14 protein-coding genes are annotated in these 16,732 nt (G+C 48.9%); 8 read left to right on the forward strand and 6 right to left on the reverse strand.

Annotation, left to right across the window (positions count from 1 at the left end; genetic code table 11):
- Nucleotides 1-86 precede the first annotated feature (86 nt).
- The gene (locus ACFQNF_RS04135) at nucleotides 87-749 is read right to left on the reverse strand and encodes a short chain dehydrogenase (protein WP_380186461.1); all 663 of its coding nucleotides are present in this window, start codon (nucleotides 747-749) and stop codon (nucleotides 87-89) included.
- A 73-nt stretch (nucleotides 750-822) separates the two neighbouring features.
- Between ACFQNF_RS04135 and ACFQNF_RS04140 the strand changes: the two genes are divergently transcribed.
- Nucleotides 823-1,737: a LysR family transcriptional regulator gene (locus ACFQNF_RS04140; RefSeq protein ID WP_380186305.1), complete on the forward strand. Its 915-nt coding sequence runs from the start codon at nucleotides 823-825 to the stop codon at nucleotides 1,735-1,737.
- A gap of 99 nt (nucleotides 1,738-1,836) precedes the next feature.
- On the opposite strand, the gene ACFQNF_RS04145 is transcribed toward ACFQNF_RS04140, so the two are convergent.
- The 4 genes from ACFQNF_RS04145 to ACFQNF_RS04160 form a co-directional block, all read right to left on the reverse strand.
- Nucleotides 1,837-2,802: a hypothetical protein gene (locus ACFQNF_RS04145; protein ID WP_380186306.1), complete on the reverse strand. Its 966-nt coding sequence runs from the start codon at nucleotides 2,800-2,802 to the stop codon at nucleotides 1,837-1,839.
- A complete protein-coding gene (locus tag ACFQNF_RS04150) occupies nucleotides 2,799-3,365 on the reverse strand; it encodes a sugar O-acetyltransferase (RefSeq protein WP_380186308.1) in 567 nt (188 codons plus the stop codon). The genes ACFQNF_RS04145 and ACFQNF_RS04150 overlap by 4 nt, the downstream gene beginning before the upstream one ends.
- A 96-nt stretch (nucleotides 3,366-3,461) precedes the next feature.
- Nucleotides 3,462-4,283, reverse strand: a complete 822-nt coding sequence (nudC, locus tag ACFQNF_RS04155) for an NAD(+) diphosphatase (RefSeq protein ID WP_380186310.1) — start codon at nucleotides 4,281-4,283, stop codon at nucleotides 3,462-3,464.
- Nucleotides 4,284-4,343: 60 nt separating this feature from the next.
- The gene (locus ACFQNF_RS04160; protein ID WP_380186312.1) at nucleotides 4,344-5,102 is read right to left on the reverse strand and encodes a sulfite exporter TauE/SafE family protein; all 759 of its coding nucleotides are present in this window, start codon (nucleotides 5,100-5,102) and stop codon (nucleotides 4,344-4,346) included.
- 481 nt (nucleotides 5,103-5,583) lie between these two features.
- Between ACFQNF_RS04160 and ACFQNF_RS04165 the strand changes: the two genes are divergently transcribed.
- From ACFQNF_RS04165 to ACFQNF_RS04180, 4 genes are all read left to right on the forward strand, one after another.
- Nucleotides 5,584-6,789 (forward strand): SGNH/GDSL hydrolase family protein, encoded by a 1,206-nt coding sequence (locus tag ACFQNF_RS04165; RefSeq protein ID WP_380186314.1) that lies wholly within the window; start codon nucleotides 5,584-5,586, stop codon nucleotides 6,787-6,789.
- Between the two features lie 92 nt (nucleotides 6,790-6,881).
- The gene (locus ACFQNF_RS04170; RefSeq protein WP_380186316.1) at nucleotides 6,882-7,601 is read left to right on the forward strand and encodes a pseudouridine synthase; all 720 of its coding nucleotides are present in this window, start codon (nucleotides 6,882-6,884) and stop codon (nucleotides 7,599-7,601) included.
- A 124-nt stretch (nucleotides 7,602-7,725) separates the two neighbouring features.
- A complete protein-coding gene (locus ACFQNF_RS04175) occupies nucleotides 7,726-9,411 on the forward strand; it encodes a bifunctional metallophosphatase/5'-nucleotidase (protein WP_380186318.1) in 1,686 nt (561 codons plus the stop codon).
- Between the two features lie 357 nt (nucleotides 9,412-9,768).
- Nucleotides 9,769-10,389: a FecR family protein gene (locus tag ACFQNF_RS04180; RefSeq protein WP_380186320.1), complete on the forward strand. Its 621-nt coding sequence runs from the start codon at nucleotides 9,769-9,771 to the stop codon at nucleotides 10,387-10,389.
- A gap of 117 nt (nucleotides 10,390-10,506) precedes the next feature.
- On the opposite strand, the gene ACFQNF_RS04185 is transcribed toward ACFQNF_RS04180, so the two are convergent.
- Nucleotides 10,507-11,775 carry an ABC transporter substrate-binding protein gene (locus ACFQNF_RS04185; protein ID WP_380186322.1) on the reverse strand — a complete coding sequence of 423 codons (1,269 nt, stop codon included), beginning with the start codon at nucleotides 11,773-11,775 and terminating at the stop codon, nucleotides 10,507-10,509.
- A 326-nt stretch (nucleotides 11,776-12,101) separates the two neighbouring features.
- On the opposite strand from ACFQNF_RS04185, the gene ACFQNF_RS04190 reads away from it, so the two are divergent.
- From ACFQNF_RS04190 to ACFQNF_RS04200, 3 genes are all read left to right on the forward strand, one after another.
- Complete coding sequence (locus ACFQNF_RS04190) at nucleotides 12,102-13,043, forward strand: carbohydrate kinase family protein (RefSeq protein WP_380186324.1); 942 nt, start codon at nucleotides 12,102-12,104, stop codon at nucleotides 13,041-13,043.
- A gap of 181 nt (nucleotides 13,044-13,224) precedes the next feature.
- Nucleotides 13,225-15,942, forward strand: coding sequence for an endonuclease/exonuclease/phosphatase family protein (locus ACFQNF_RS04195; RefSeq protein ID WP_380186326.1), 2,718 nt, complete (start codon nucleotides 13,225-13,227; stop codon nucleotides 15,940-15,942).
- Entirely contained in the window at nucleotides 15,942-16,544 is a 603-nt protein-coding gene (locus tag ACFQNF_RS04200) for an NF038129 family PEP-CTERM protein (RefSeq protein WP_380186328.1), read from the forward strand. Before ACFQNF_RS04195 ends, ACFQNF_RS04200 begins: the two co-directional genes overlap by 1 nt.
- Nucleotides 16,545-16,732 lie beyond the last annotated feature (188 nt).

Consider the following 16,732-nt stretch of genomic DNA (forward strand, 5'->3'; position numbering starts at 1 on the left):
GGCCACACAAGAAAGGAAGGTCCAGCGGGACGCCCGCACCGAAATCAACGTGCCGGAGGCACTAAAAAGATGATTGCTGGATTACTTCAGTTATTCACCGTATAAACCTGCCCAGTCTGTGCGCCTTCTACGCTTTTGCTATAGGCCAGTGCTACTTTGGCGGCGGGTACGGCATCAAAGCCACGGAAGTAGGGGCCGTAGCTTTCGAGGGCTTCTTGCAATACGGTGGGGCTGATGCTGTTGATGCGCAGGCCGCGCGGTAATTCAATCGCTGCGGCGCGGACAAAGCCGTCGATGGCGGCGTTTACCATGCTGGCGCTGCTGCCAAAGCGAATCGGATCGCTGCTTAAAATGCCGCTGGTTAAGGTGATGGAGCCGCCGTCATTTAATGCGCCTTGTGCGGCCAGCGCCAGATTAACTTGTCCCATTAGCTTATCGTTAATGCCAATGGCGTAATGGTCCGCGCTAAATTCGGCCAGCGGGGCGAAGTGTACATTCCCTGCGGCAGAGATCACCGCGTCCACTTTTCCTACTTCTTTAAACAGCGCGGTGATGCTGGCTGCGTCTTTTAGATCAACTCGATATTCGCCGCTGCTTCTGCCCGCGGTAATGATTTCGTGGCGTGCTGCTAGCTCTGCAACAACGGCTTTGCCAATCGTGCCATTGGCACCGATAACAAGGATTTTCATAGTTTTTCTCTGTGATGATGGGTTTGCTAAGTAGGCTATTGGCCTTTGATTAGCCTTGATTGTGTATAGCCACTAGCATAAACAATCTTTAATCAATGATAATTAGCTGAATAATCAATCAAGTGTTGCCGCTATGGAAACAATCAGCCAGCAAGTGATTTGGGCCAATACCTTTGCCTGTGTGGCAGAGCAAGGGAGCTTTACGCGGGCGGCAGAAATTTTGGGCTGTTCTAAATCCTATGCCAGCAAGCAGGTATCGCAACTAGAAAATTTGCTAAAAGTTGCGCTATTTTTTCGCAGCACCCGCAAACTCAATCTCACCGAGGCGGGCAAGGTTTATTTGGCGCATTGTTTATCATGGCAAGCGCAGGTTTCGGCCGCCCAGCAGGCAGTACTCGCTTTGCGTGAAGAAGTGGCAGGCTTATTGCGTATCACCGTGCCAACCAGTTTTGGTGGGGTATTTATGTCGCAGATATTAATGGCGCTAAGGGAGCAATATCCGCGCTTGGAAGTAGAGCTGGATGTGAGCCGCGAACCGCGAGATTTAGAGGCCGATGGTTATGATCTGGCGGTGCGATCTGGCTATTTGGGGCATGAGCGGCTGGTGTCGAAGCCCTTAGTGTCGGTGCAGATTTGCCTCGTTGCTTCCCCTGCTTGTATCGCTGGCCTGCCGGAGCTGGTCTCGCCCAGTGATTTGCTGGCTTGGCCTTGCCTTGCTAACTTTCATTTTCGAGATCCCTGCCACTGGGTTTTTAATCGCGGCAAGGAATTGCACGCAGTAGATATCAAGGCGGAGCTAAGAATCAGCGATTATGGTTTGCTAAGGAATCTGGCCTTGGATGGTGCGGGGGCGGTGTGTTTGCCTTATTACCTAATTGCCGGGGATTTAGCCAGCGGTCAGTTGCAGCAGCTTTTGCCCAAATTTAGTCTGCCCGCCCAATCGCTGTATCTGGTTTACCCACAACGTCTGCCTCAACCTGCCAAGCTACGGGTGCTGATTGATTTTCTGAGCGATTGGTTTGCAAACAATGAGTTGGCAAAAGCTTGAACCACAGAGAGCACGATAGGCTTGATCGTTCTTTCTCTGTGCTCTTCGTGCTCTCATTGAGCTTAGTATCTACAGATCTTTGGTTTTTACACGGGCGCTTTAAAACAGCACCTCATCCAGCCGCTGGCTAAAGTCTTTAGGCGTAATCACATCGCTACGTAATATCTTAACGGGTAGCACGGTGCGATCCAGCCATTGACCGCGCTCGACTAAAACATGGCAGAGCGTCATTTCTGCGGCGTCTTCTGCCTGGCTGAGTACACCCATTTTATTGAGTTTTAATGATTGGATTTCCAGCTTGAGATGACTATTGGCATCGGTGAGCGAGGTTTCTAGTAGGGCGAGCAGGGCATCGGGCTCCAAGGCGCTGCGGCAGGCGTTAAATTCTGTGGATAATTTATCGACTTCCTGCGTGAGCGCGGCATGGCGTGGCTCGGTTGGTTTGCAATAGCGCCAGCTTATTCTTACTTCATTTAGCTCGGCTTCAAGCTGGCGTTTAAATTGCTCTCTGGCTTCGATATGCCAGGCCGCGTGGCTGGCAAGTAGCTTGAGCAAGCGGCCAATTAGCTTTTCTTGTAAATCGGCGATGTTACCAGCCACCTGGCTGATTTGCTGCCCACGGCAAACCAGTACCTGCTGGGCTACATCTTGGCGAATATTATCGCCACAGACTTCCATGCCATAGCGCTGCTGTAACTGGCTTTGCATAACCAGAACAGCATAAGCGTGATCGGCAAGCGGGTTTAGTGCAAACCAGTTTCTGACTTCCTCGGAGTGGCTGATGGTTTCTTGCACGCTTTCGGCGGTGCCAAAAGCTGCGTGGGCATGGGTTTGCTTGTTCCAGCTACGGCTTGATAACTCCACTGGCTCTGGCAGCTTTGCCACGATGCGGCCGCTCCAGGAATAGGCAATCGCGTAAGCATTTTGCAGGCGTGTTTGATAACGGCTGGCGAGCTTAATACGCGGGTTGGCGCTGTCTGCCAAAGCAGTAAGTAGGGCCGGATCACAGGCGGGGCCTGCTGGTTTGCGGGTAAAAACAGCGCTGAGCGCATTCCAGAGTTTCATGGGCTATCCCGATAAAGTGTTGCAGGGTCTGGCTCTTTTAGTGTGCGGATGATGCGTGCTGGATTGCCGCCTACCAGAGTGCAGCGTGGCACATCACGCGTCACCACCGCCCCGGCACCTACAACGCTATGGTCGCCAATGCAAACGCCTGGGCAAATAATTGCCCCCGCACCTATCCATACATTGCGGCCAATGCGGACAGGTTTGGCGGTAAAGGCGCATTGCTGGCGCTCGGTAGGATCGACTGGGTGGCTCACGCTGATAATCTGCACATGCGGGCCGATCAGGCTGTGATCACCAATTTTGATCGGCGCACCGCCTAAAATGCTTACACCTAAATTGATCATCACTTTACGCCCAAGTTCAACTTCCCAGCCACGTGATAAATACAGCGGTGGATAAATCGTCACTTGTTCTGCTTTGGCAAACAGGGCTTGGATGAGTTTGCTGCGTTCATCATGCGTGCTGATGTTAAATTGCTTAAGCAGTGCGTGTTCTGCAATAAACGGGGCTGGGTCTATGCTTTCTAAATCACTAAAGTGATAGTAAATCGTTTCAGACACGATAAATCTCCCGTCTATTTCGTAGTGCTTATGCGCTGTCTAATAATGTAGGAGGGGTGCAACCCAGCTCATTGCACTCGTTGGCTCATGGTGAGATTAAGCTTCAGCAGTGCTGATTTTTGCTAAGCCAGCTTGAATCAGGTGATAGGCGATACTGGCCTTGCTGGGTAATTCGGGCAGGTTTTCCAGGCTAAACCACTGCGCATCTTCGATCTCTCCTTCTTGGGGTATGATCTCGCCTGAAACATAATCTGCAATAAAAGCGAGCATCAAAGAGTGCGGAAAAGGATGACTTTGGCTACCAAACCAGCTCAGGTTGGAGACCTTTACCCCTACCTCTTCATAAATTTCGCGAAAAATAGCTTCTTCACAGCTTTCTCCGGCTTCCACAAAGCCAGCCAGTGCACTGTAAACACCAGGGCGAAAATGAGGGGAGCGGGCTAAAAGCAGCTGCTGATCTTTTTTGATTAGTACCATAATCGCGGGTGAAATTCTGGGATACGCGCGGTGCAGGCAGGCTGGGCATTCTCTGGCGGTTTCTCTGCTCATCCGTATTGTGGCCGTGCCACAGCAGCCACAAAAGCGGTGCTGCCTGTCAAAGGTTAGTAATTGCTGCGCCCGGGCGGCAATCCAATAATGGCTTTCTTCGATTAATCCCCAAGCCGCACGTAGGCCTATGGCTTGCAGCTCAGCAGCATGTGGTGTGTCTTTGTGCCAAGCCATTAACACGCAGGCTTGTTCTGTTACGCTGCCAATTTGCACTGAAATTTCTGCGCCATCGTGCGGTGGTAAATCACTTGCCACAGGCAACCTGCCATCGGGATAAACCAAGAGTTGATCGCCGATAAAAGCTAAGCACAGGCTATTGGCGCTGAGTGTTAGGTGTTTGTATTCTGGAATAAACTCAATAGGTAGCATGACTCGGTTCTTTATTGTGAGTTAGGCAGGTTTCTGTTTGGTGCGCAATGCTTGCATGCTTTAGTGCAGCGCTTTAATCAGCAATGATATTCCAGTCAGGATGGTGACGCTTTCAAAGCAGCGTTTAATCATTTGATTGCCCTGCTTTAATCCCCAGTGCGCACCTAAATAACCACCTAGGGCAGAAGCCAGCAGCAACACAGGAATCCACGGCCAGTACACGCCAGCTTGTAAAGCCAGCGAAATGGCCCCCGCACTATTCCAAAACAGCCCTACCAAAACCATGGTGTAAGCCACGGCCTGCTTGTAATCCATACCAAACCAGTGCACCAACCAAAGCGTAACAAATAGGCCTGTACCGGAAGTAAACGAGCCATTCAGTACACCAATAAAAAATAAGCCAGCTATGCCAAGCCAGAGTTTTGAGCCGCTGCGATGGCGGCTTTGCTGTTGCTGACCAAGGGCTGGGGAGAATAGAGAGTACAGGCCTAAGCCACTGGTAAGGATAGCTAAAATCAATAACGTCCAGTGTTCAGGAATATGCAGAACAAGCAGGGTGCCAATCAGCACTCCGGGTAAGCCACTCGCCAGCACTAAGGCAGAAAACCGCCAGTTAAGCGTGCCTGCTTTTAAGTGCTTGACAGTAGCGCCCAGCCCCAGCGCTACGCTGGCCACTTTATGCGTTGCCAATGCCACAGGAAAGGCTAAACCCAGAAATAGCAAAATAGGTAATTGCAGCAGGCCCGCACCGCCCCCCGCAAGGGCAGAAAGCGTATTGGCAATTAAAGAAACAATAAATAATGCGAGTAATTCTGTCATTGGCGTTTGCTTGGGTAGACGGGCGTATATCGCTTTAAATCGGCATAAAAATTGTATTTATTTAATCTGCAGCTACTTTAAGAAAGCGAGTTTTGCTGGTTTGTCGTTTAAATACATCATTGCTTCCCGCTTGGCTCTTGTATCCGCTGAATGTTTTTGTAGGTTTTTGTCAGGATACGCAAGTTTTTAGGGTTGGTCAGTAATTGATAAAGAAGAGGGATAAATCATTCAATTCAATATGAAATGGCTGGCTAGGCCAATCTGGCGAATGTTTTGCAGATGCACAATGGTGTTGCTTTATTCTTACAAGCATCAACTATTTATCAGTAATTTATACAGGATTGGCCCTGACTTAGGGATAGTCCTAGGCTGGTTTAGCTTGTCAAACATTTGTTTGATTCGTAGCATGAAGATCGTTTCTCAACGACAGAGCATAGGGCTTTGGGTTGCGGTAAACCTAATAACAAGACGGGAGATATACATGAATTCTTCGCTGCCACGGGCAAGTCGCCCATTTGCTGTTTTGCTGCTGACCTCCCTGCTCGCTGCGTGTGGCGGTGGTGGAGATGCAAATACCCCGGCGGATACCCGCAATATTAAAGAAGTGGTTTCTTTTGGTGATAGCCTGAGCGATGTGGGCACGTATAACCCGACTACGGCAGATGCTGATCTGACAAATGATCAGGCGCTGGGCCTTCGCTTTACAACTAAGCCTCTTAAAAAGGAAGCAGGTAAGCCTGATCAGCCTACTCCAGGTGCGGTTTGGGTAGATGTGGTTGCCTCTGCTTATGGTCTGAATATGACGGCCAATCGTCAGGTTAGCTTTAGTGGGCTGGATGCCTTGGGCAAGCCAGTCGGTACACCGGGTGTGATGGGGGTTGTTTATTCTCTGGGTGGCAATGCCTATGCAGAAGGCGGTGCAAGGATTGAAGCAGAGCTGACAGTAAATGCACAAGGTCAGAAAATTGTTGATGGCGTGGTGACTGTTGCTCCTGGGGTGACTTATCAGTCGGCTACAGCTTTATCTATTAAATCTCAGATTGCTAAATATAAAGCAGCACGCACAAGCTTTAATTCTAACCAGCTTGTTTTGTTGCAAGGTGGGCCGAATGATTTCCTCGCATTCTTTGCTGCAGCAAAAGCGGGTGCATATGGTGATCTTGCAGGCATTCAGGCTGCAGCAAATACAGAAGTTGCTAAGAACACCAAAGCCATCACAGATCGCGTAAGTGAATTACTTGGGGCAGGGGCCACACATATTCTGTATTCAAATATGCCGGATCTGGGCGTGACTCCTCAATTTAAAGGCACAGCGTTTGCTGCTTTAGCAACTGGTGTATCGAAAGCGTATAACGATGCCGTGAAAAATGCGTTGGCTAAGCCTGTAGCAGATAAAAAACTGGTGATTTTTGATGCCGCTTCATTAGTTAAGGCTGCCGTTGATAATCCACAGGCCTTTAATCAAACATATAAAGTGAATTTGGTAAACGTAGATCAGTTGGCGTGTAATAGTCTTACCCCATCAGGCGTATCTGCCTTAGTTTGTAATGCAAAGACGCTGACTGCTGCAGATGCAGATACCCAGTATTTATTTGCAGACAGCGTGCATCCAACAGTAACAGCTCACACCGTTTGGGGGACTGTAGCGGCGATGACGGCGATGCAAGTTGAAGGATTCGGTAAGTAAGTTTTTAAGCTTAGTGTTAAAAACCGCGTTTAGCCTTGAGCTAAACGCGGTTTTTTATTGGTCCTCGCTTATGTATCCGGTAAAATTCGCCCATGAGCAAATTAACATTAGATCGCATCCTGCAATCGCAGGGCTTTGGGACGCGCAAGGGTTGTCGCGAGATGATTACCGACGGTGAAGTGGCCGTAAACGGTGAAATCGTTAGCAACTTCAAGCTCGCTTTTGAAACTACGGGGCTGGAGCTCACCATCTTTGGCGAAAGCTGGCCCTATCGTGAGCACGTATATATTGCACTGAATAAACCCAGCAATTTTGAATGCTCGCGTAAACCCAGCCACCACCCCGGTGTGCTGACGCTGCTGCCTGATCAATTTCACTGGCGTGAAGTGCAGCCGGTTGGCCGTTTAGATCACGATACCACTGGCCTGCTGCTGATGTCGGATGACGGCTCGTTTATCCACGCGCAATCATCCCCCAAGCGCCATGTGCCTAAGGTTTATGTCGCCATCACTGCCGAGCCGGTAAGTGATGAATTGGTTGCGTTGTTAATCGCCGGTGTGCAGCTCAATGATGAGCCTGCGCCTCTGGCCGCTGTGCATTGCAAAAAGCTAGGCGAGCACGAGCTGGAAATCGTGCTTGAGCAAGGCAAATATCATCAGGTAAAACGCATGTTGGCCGCAGCAGGTAATCATTGCGCGGGGCTGAGGCGCTCTGAGATTGGTGGCTTAAAGCTGGCTGAAATGAATCTACCTGAAGGCGAGTGGTGCTATTTATCTGAGGCGCAAATGGCGCTCTTGGTGCCTGCACAGTAAAGCATATGGGGAAAGAGTAGAGTAAGCTTAGCGATGTCATGATTTAGTCATATATTTGTTATGTTTTTGTCATGCAACTTCATTAGTCTTACTAACTTTTTGCTTCCTGCCTAAGGATATCCCCATGAATTTACGTAATGGCCTGCTCGTGGCCAGCATTGCGCTGGTCCTTACTGCGTGTAATGACTCTGATTCAACCGAAGTGGTAGTGCCTGCCGCACCCGTCGATGTTAAGTTGATTGCTATTAATGATTTTCACGGCAATATCGAAGCGGCCGATGGTATTACCCTTACCCTGCCTGATCCTAAAGACCCAAGCAAAACCATTAAAGAGCCTGTGGGCGGTGCTGAATACCTAGCTACTTGGATCAAAAATCTAAAAGCTAAAAATCCTAATAATGTGGTGGTTTCAGCGGGTGATCTGATTGGTGGCAGCCCGATGATTTCGGCGCTGTATCATGACGAGCCAACCATCGAGGCCATGAATGCTCTGGGCCTTGATATCAATGCAGTAGGTAATCATGAGTTTGATGACGGCCACGCAGAATTAATGCGCATGCAAAATGGCGGTTGCCACGCTGATAAAGTGGGCTGCGCCGACGGTAAATTTGAAGGTGCAAAGTTTAAATTTCTGGCCGCCAATGTGCTGGATAGCAAAACCGGCAAAACCATTCTGCCTGCTTACCAGATTAAAGAATTCAAGGGCGCAAAGATTGGCTTTATTGGCATGACTTTAAAAGGCACACCCGGCATTGTTACCCCAGCGGGTGTAGCTGGGCTTGAGTTTCAAGACGAAGTAGAAACCGCCAATAAGCTGGTGCCAGAGTTACAAAAACAAGGTGTGGAAGCGATTGTGGTGTTGCTGCACGAAGGCGGAATTCCGGCTGATGCGCAAATTAATGGATGTAAAGATATTGCAGGCCCGATTGTGGATATCGTTAAAAAACTAGATAAAGCGATCGATATTGTCATCTCAGGCCATACTCACAAGCCCTATAACTGCACCATTAACGATAAGCTGGTGACCAGCGCCTATCAATACGGCGGCATGGTGACGGATATCGATCTGACGATTGATCCAAAAACCGGTCACGTTAGCAAAATGAGCGCTAATAATCTGGCCGTTACCCGTAATGTGGCTAAAGATCCTGCACAAACTAGCCTGATTGAAAAATTCCTGAAGCTGGTAACTCCACTGAAAGATCGCGTGGTAGGAACAGTCGCTGGTGCTCTGCCAAGATTGGTTGATCCTGTAGGTGCAGGTGAGTCTGTATTAGGCCGCGTGATTGCTGATTCACAGCTGGCTGCCACGGCAGAGAAAGATTTAGGTGCTTCGAAAGTTGCATTTATGAACCCGGGTGGGGTGCGTGCTGATTTAACGCCAGATGCTGAGGGTAAAGTGACTTACGGCAAGCTGTTTGCTGTGCAGCCATTTGGTAATTCATTAGTGACGATGACTTTGACGGGCGAGCAAATTGATAAAGTGCTTGAACAACAATGGAATGGTACTTCTGCCAAAATCATGCAAGTGTCAGCTGGCTTTAGCTATGTGTGGAGTAAGAGTAAGCCCAATGGCAGCAAAATCGATATCGCAAGCATCAAGCTTAACGGTGTCGCGATTGATCCAAAAGCCAGCTACCGCGTAACGGTGAATAACTTTATGGCCAGTGGTGGGGATGGCTATCTTGAGTTTGTAAACGGCAAAGACGTGCAAGGCGGCGCTCAGGATATCGATGCATTAGAAAGCTATATCAAGAAAAATCCTAAGCTTGCTGTACCAAGTGTTGAGCGCATTAGTGTTTTGAATTAATAATAAATCACAGCTGCGTGATTCGTTTGTAGCAAGCCGTATGCTTCTCTCTTCCTTTATTGAAGGGGGGTGAAGCTGCGGCTTTTTTAGTTAATCACAGCGCTTCGTTTCCCTCTAAAAAATAAGCAATTAAATTTAGACTAAGTACTTGGGCATAACATCCTGCACTCTTCAATTATGCGTTTTCGTAGGGTGTGAAACGACGAAGTCGTTGCGCACCAAGGGCCGGTGCGCAAGAAAAACACTTGCACACCCTACGAGTTCACATGCTTTTACATTTAAAAATGCCCGATAACTTATGCCGAACTACTTACCGAAAGTTGACTATGGTTAAAGTCATACTTTTGGAGTAAGCAAATGAAGCATCTATGTTTACAGCGCAGGCAGTTTTTACTTTTAGTGAGCGGCTTACTCGCCACAGTGGCCATGCCTGCATGGGCGGCGGGGTCCATAGGTGAAGTGAAGCTGTTAGAAGGGCAGGCGTGGCGCAATGATCAGCCTTTAAAAATAGGCGATCCTATTGCCGCAGGAGATCAGTTACGTACCGGTGTAGATTCAAAATTGGTGGTGAGGGTAGAGGGCGACGTGTATTTACTGCGGGCTAATAGTGTTTTGCAGCTCGAGCAAAAAGGGCTGCTGCTCAGCGGCTTGCGGCTTGCCAGTGGCGCTTTACTGGCGGTGTTTGCTAAGGGGAATAAGCAAATTATTACCCCAACGGTCACGGCTGGGATACGGGGCACGGGCCTCTATGCCGAGGCCAGCGAGCAGAGCACCTATTTTTGCCTCTGTTACGGCGAAGTAGATTTAAGCCCGATGCACCAGCGAGCCAAACGCTTTCGGGTAAAAGCCAGCCAGCATAAAGCGCATACGCTGGATGCCAAAGGCCGCATAGAACAATCGCCACTTCGTGATCATAGCGATGACGAGTTGGCGATTTTAGAGGCCTTAGCGGGGCGTAAACCCAATTCAGTTTTATAGGGTGTACAACGACTAAGTCGGAGCACCGAAAGCGGTGCGCAAGAAAACCGACTTGCACACCCTATAAAGTCGGCTCTACCTTATGTTTTACATGGGAGAAGCTCGATTTCAAGGCGCTTACTTTGCCAGTCGCGCATTCCAGTTTTTCACCGCTGCATCTAGAGCGGCTTTTGCTGATTTGCGGCCCGTAATGGCAGCTTGAATTTCGTTTTGCAAAGCGCGCTGCATGGTGGCTTCATCTGGTAAAACGCCAGGCTCCAGCGTCAGCGTTTTGGCATTGCCAATCGATAGCGCGGCGATGGCGCGTGATTTTTCTACTGGATCAGAGCTCTTCGCGCCAGACATAAAGTAGCCATCTGTTGCCGCTAGCTTAGTGGATGGGAAAGTGGTGCCGGTTTCTTTAGAGAAAGCCAGTTGCGCGGCATCGCTGGTCATAAATTTACCCAGCTTGGCTGCATCGCTTGGAGACTTAGCGCCCTTTGGAATCACGTAATCCATCATCCAACCGCCAAAAGCCATTTTGCCTTCTGCAATCGGGAAGGCGGCGATATCTGTTTTGGCGTAAATGGCTTTGCTATCGGTTTGGGTACGTTTGAGTGCTTGTGGTGCGGTGGTCATCATGGCAATTCTTTGCGTGTTATATGCTGCAATTTCTTGCTCGAATTCCATTTTGAATACATCTTTAGGCATTGCGCCTACTTTGTATAAATCAGTAAATTTCTGCAATAAAGCGATGTGTTTGGGTGAATTAAAAACAGCTTTTCCATTTTCAATTACAGGCAGGCCTGCGTAGTAAAACCAGTTAATAAAACTGCCGCCGCTTTCTGCCGATAATTTAGGGGCAAAAGCAGGGATTTTTGTTTTTTCAGTAATAGTCTTGGCTTGAGCTAGTAATTCATCAAAGCTTTTGGGTGCTGTTTTAATCCCGGCTTTATCAAATAGTTCTTTATTATAAGCAATTACAGAAACAGAGTTATACCAAGGGAAGGCGTAGATTTTGCCTTTATAAGTAACATCATTGAGCGCATTGGCCTGATATAGGTTTTTATCAGCACCCAGATATTCATCCAGCGGCAGGATATTTCCCTGACGGGCAAAATCGTGTACCCAAGGCACATTAAAATTAACCAAGGCAGGTGGATTGCCGGCTGCAATTGCAGCGATCAGCTTAGGCTGAATCTGATCCCAGTTCATATCGACCCAAATGGCTTCTAAATTGGGGTTTTTCTGATTAAATTGGGTGGTGAGCTCTGTAAAATAGTGGCTGAATTTAGGTGCCATACTCATGGTCCAAACTTCTAGCTTTATTTTTTCTGCAGCAAAAACACTCGAAGTGCTTAATGCGGCAGCTACTGCCATTGCACTGGCAATCAATTTTTTCTTCATCGCTATCCCCTCCTCAGTATAGGGCCATTACGACTGGCCAACATTGAGCATTGTGAAACTGTGCTGCTTTTTTATAGTGTAAATAAATATACTTTATTTGTGTATGAAAATACCTTACCTCTGTGATTGATAAAGTGTAGAAACTCGTCATATTCTGTTGCAAATATCCCCAGTATTCGCTCGTATTCAATCATTGTTTTAGCCAGTTTTCTGTTTTCAGGCCATAGTGAGTGTCGCTCATTCATTGCGCATAATGGATAGGCTTAATTTCAAATATCGTTTTTCAATTTATTCCCGATCGCCAACCCTAAGCGAGGTATGAAACGATGTCTGTTTTGATCTGCGGTTCTATGGCTTACGACACTATCATGGTGTTTCCTGATCGTTTTAAGAATCATATTCTGCCAGAAAAAATTCATATGCTTTCGGTGTCGTTTATGGTGCCGGAAATGCGTCGGGAATTTGGCGGTTGCGCAGGCAATATCGCCTATAGCCTGAAAATGCTAGGCGGAGATCCGCAGATTATGGCAACAGCAGGTTGCGATTTTGCCCCCTATGCAGAGCGCCTTGATACGCTGGGTATTCGCCGCGACAGCATTCAGGAAGTGGCAAATACATTTACCGGGCAATGCTTTTTAACGACCGATTTGGACGATAACCAGATCAATGCTTTTCACCCGGGGGCGATGAGTTTTTCGCATTTAAACCGGGTGGCCGATGTGAAAGCCTCTATCGGGCTGGCGATTATTTCGCCTGATGGTAAGCAGGGTATGCAAGAGCATTGCGAGCAACTGGCTGCGGCGGGCATCCCCTTTGTGTTTGATCCGGGCCAGGGCTTGCCGATGTTTAGCAAAGATGAGCTGCTACGCATGATTTCCTTGGCAAGTTATCTAACGGTGAATGATTACGAGCTGGAAATGGTGTTGAACACCACGGGCCTGAACATAGAAGGCTTAAAAAAAGCGGTGCGGGTGCTGATTGTTACTCTGGGTGGTGAAGGCTCTAAGATTTATACAGATGGCATTTGCCACGACATTCCTGCGGTGGCTGCCAGTGAAGTGCTTGATCCAACAGGCTGCGGCGATGCCTATCGTGCGGGGCTTTTATATGGCATTAGTCAAGGTTGGGATTGGCCTGCGGCGGGTCGGCTTGCTTCGCTGCTTGGCAGTATCAAGATTGGCTTTAAAGGCGGGCAAAATCACGAGATCAGCCGTGAAGTATTGGCCGCTCGTTTTGAAGAGGCATTTGGTTTTGCACTACCAGCCTAGCTTGGTTTGCCCTAATGGGCGGCCATCTACGCGTTCACTTTGTCTGCTGGCAGGCTGATCATTAGCGTTTACTACTGTATTAAATCTGTCATATTCCTGACACTTAGCCTTCATATTGTCTCTATATGGTCTAGCCCCACATCGGGGTATCAAAAAACCATATTGATTAGCAGGGGTTGCAATGAATAAGAAAACAGTTGAGAGCTGCAAATTAAAAAAATTAATGGCGCTATGTCTGATGGCTTGGGGGATGGCTGCTCCAGCTCATTCTGCTGTGCTGATTAGTCAGGTTTATGGCGGCGGCGGCAATAGTGGTGCGGTATTTAAAAATGATTTTATCGAGTTATACAATGCCGGGGATAAGCCGGAAGTGCTGAATGGCTGGAGCGTGCAATATGCTTCCGCAACGGGTGGCTCCTGGCAAAAAACGCCCTTAAGCGGCGTATTGCTTGCGGGTCAGTATTATCTGATTCAGCAGGCCGCAGGCACGGGCGGCAGCGTTTATTTACCTACGCCAGATGCGGTGGGTACTTTAGCCTTAAGCGGTAGCAGCGGCAAAGTGGCCTTGGTATCTAATAACACAGCATTGAGCTGCGGTACCCAATGTAGCGGCCAGCCCGGTGTGCTTGATTACCTTGGTTTTGGTACTGCCAATAATGCAGAAACTAACCCAAGTGTTGTTTTAAGTAATAGTACGGCGGCAGTACGTAAAAACGCGGGCTGCACCGATAGTAATGATAATAGCGCTGATTTTATCGCGACTACGCCTGCCCCACGTAATACGGCAACACTGATTAAAACCTGCGACGGCGGCACAACGCCAACGCCAACGCCAACGCCAACGCCAACGCCAACGCCAACGCCAACACCAACACCAACACCAACACCAAGCGCACAGCGTATCCATGATATTCAGGGCCGAGCACATCGCACTGCGATGGAAAACCGTAGCGTGAGTAATGTGGCCGGTGTGGTTACGCTAGTGCGCAGCAATGGTTTTTATATGCAAGATCTGCAAGCAGATAACGACCCTTTAACTTCGGAAGGGATCTTTGTTTTTGTGGGGAGCGCCCCTGGCGTTGCGACAGGTGATTCGGTACTGGTTTCGGGTGTGGTGAATGAATTCCGCCCGGGCGGCACGGGTGGCACGCAGAACTTATCAACCACACAGATTAAATTGGCCGTGGGTGGGCTAAGCAAATTGTCATCAGGCAATGCGCTGCCTGCTGCTGTTATTTTGGGCAGCAATATCCCTAATCAGCGCATGTGGCAAGGCAGTGTGGGCGATATCGAGCAAGCGGCTCAGCTTGATTTGGCCAATGGCATCGATTTCTATGAAAGCCTGGAAGGCATGCGCGTGCAGATTGATGCTGCGGTAGCAACGGGCCCGACTAATAAATTTGGCGATGTTTTTGTAGTGGCTAATCACGGCCGTGATGCCAGCCCGCGCACGCCGCGAGGTGGGGTGGTGATTACAGAAACAGATTTTAACCCGGAGCGCATCAAGCTGGCTTCTGGAGCGGTGACTGCTCCGGTGGTGAATGTGGGTGATTGGTTCCCGCAGGCAGTAGGCGTGATGGATTACAACTTCGCTAATTACAACGTTCTCTTGAGCGAATTGTCGGCGGTAGTGAGTAGCAATCTGCAGCCAGAAGTAACGCGCAAGCACACTGCTGATGAGCTGGCGATTGCCTCGTTCAATGTAGAAAACTTGGATGCCAAAGAAGGCCAAGCTAAGTTTGCCCGTTTAGCGACGCAAATCGTTCAAAATCTGCAATCGCCGGATATCGTGGGTCTGATGGAAATTCAGGACAATAACGGCGCAACCAGCGATGGCACGGTTGATCCATCTCAAACGATGGGCAAGCTGATGGCTGCGGTGCAAAGCGCAGGTGGCCCTCTTTATCAATACCGCCAGATTAATCCGGTAGATGGGCTGGATGGGGGCGAGCCGGGCGGCAATATTCGTCAGGTGTTCTTATTTAATCCTGCCCGTGTGAGCTTTATTGATCGAGCGGGTGGCACGTCTACCAAGGCGGTTGATGTAGTGGCGTGCCCAGAGCAAGCATGCCTGACCGCCAGCCCGGGCCGTATTCTGCCGCTTGATCCTGCTTTTAATTCCAGCCGCAAGCCGCTGGTAGGTGAGTTTTCATTTAATGGCCAGAAGCTGTTTGTGATTGCCAACCACTTTAATTCTAAAGGCGGTGATCAGCCTTTAAGCGGTCGTTTCCAGCCTGCAACTCGCAGCTCGGAAGTGCAGCGCAACAGCCAAGCACAAATTGTGGCTGATTTTGTAGGGCAGATTAATACTCTGGATCGTAATGCCAATGTGGTGGTGCTGGGCGATATCAATGATTTCCAATTCTCCGGCAGTATCGCCCGCCTCAAAGCGGTAGGCATGGTTGATCTGGTCGAAAATCTGCCTGAAGGCGAGCGCTATACCTATGTTTACGAGGGTAATAGCCAGGCGCTGGATCATATTCTGGTGTCGCCAGCGCTTGCTGCCCGTGCTGAATACGATGTGGTTCACGTGAATGCAGAGTTTGCCGATCAAACTTCAGATCACGAGCCGGAAGTCGCCAGATTAACGCTGCCTAAGCAATGGTTTGATGTGAGCGCGCGTTTTGCGCTGAAGAAATCCGGCGTGGTTTACAACATGGCAAGCAAAACCTTTAACGGCACGCTCACTCTGGCCGCTCAAAACAGCGTCACCGGCCCGGTTCGGGTGCTGATTAAGGATCTGCCTGCGGGTGTAAGCCTGCTCAATGGCTCAGAAGGTGTGTTATTGGCTGATGTGGTGGCAGGCACGCCTTTGGTTCTGCCGCTGAAATTTGCTAATCCAGCCCGCAGTGCCATCAATTACAGCGTACAAATTTTCGCGAATAAGGAAGTTAAATAATGAACCACGCTCTTAAACTGGCTTTAGCCAGCCTATTGCTCGCTTGCAGCAGTATGGCTTCAGCAGCGATATACCACGTTGATATCGATACCACTTCATTGGAAGGCCAAGGCGGCTTTGTGGCTCTGGGTTTGAATGGCTTGAGCGATTCGCCATGGGTGCGTGCCTTGGTAAGCCAGTATCGCGGCGCTAGCTTGGGTGCGGTTGATGCGGGCAATACGTTTAACGCGGTGGGGCAATTGCAAACCACACTTAAGCTAGAGAATACATTGCCAAATCAATTTACTCAGAGTGTGGTGTTTGGCAAAAAGCTGCAGTTTAATATTGAATTTGAAGGCAACACTGCGCCGCTCGGTTCTGGCACCAGCTTTGCTTTTTCTTTGTTTGATCAAAGCGCAAATGCTTTACTTAGCAACGATCCATCGGGGGCCATTGTTTTTGCTGAGTTCACACCCGGCCAAGCTTTGGATTTTAAAAGTCTGAATGCAGCGGCCACAATCACACCTGTGCCAGAGCCAGAAACCTATGCTTTGCTGGGTTTAGGTTTACTGGGCCTAGGGCTGCAGCACCGCAGACGTAGCAACTTGATTAAAATGGCATAAATACAATTGAAGGATGCAAAAAACGACTCCAGCTGGAGTCGTTTTTTTTAGAGACGGGATCGTGAGTTGTCTGTCTGTTGTAAAAATGGAGATATTGCTTACATATTAACTAGTAATTTTCGTAAGAAAATAGGGTGCAAGTCCAAGTTTAGCTATTTTATTTGGGTATATTTACTTGTATCTGTGAT

Origin of the sequence: Iodobacter arcticus, from assembly GCF_042664895.1 — a bacterium.
GTDB lineage: Bacteria > Pseudomonadota > Gammaproteobacteria > Burkholderiales > Chitinibacteraceae > Iodobacter > Iodobacter arcticus.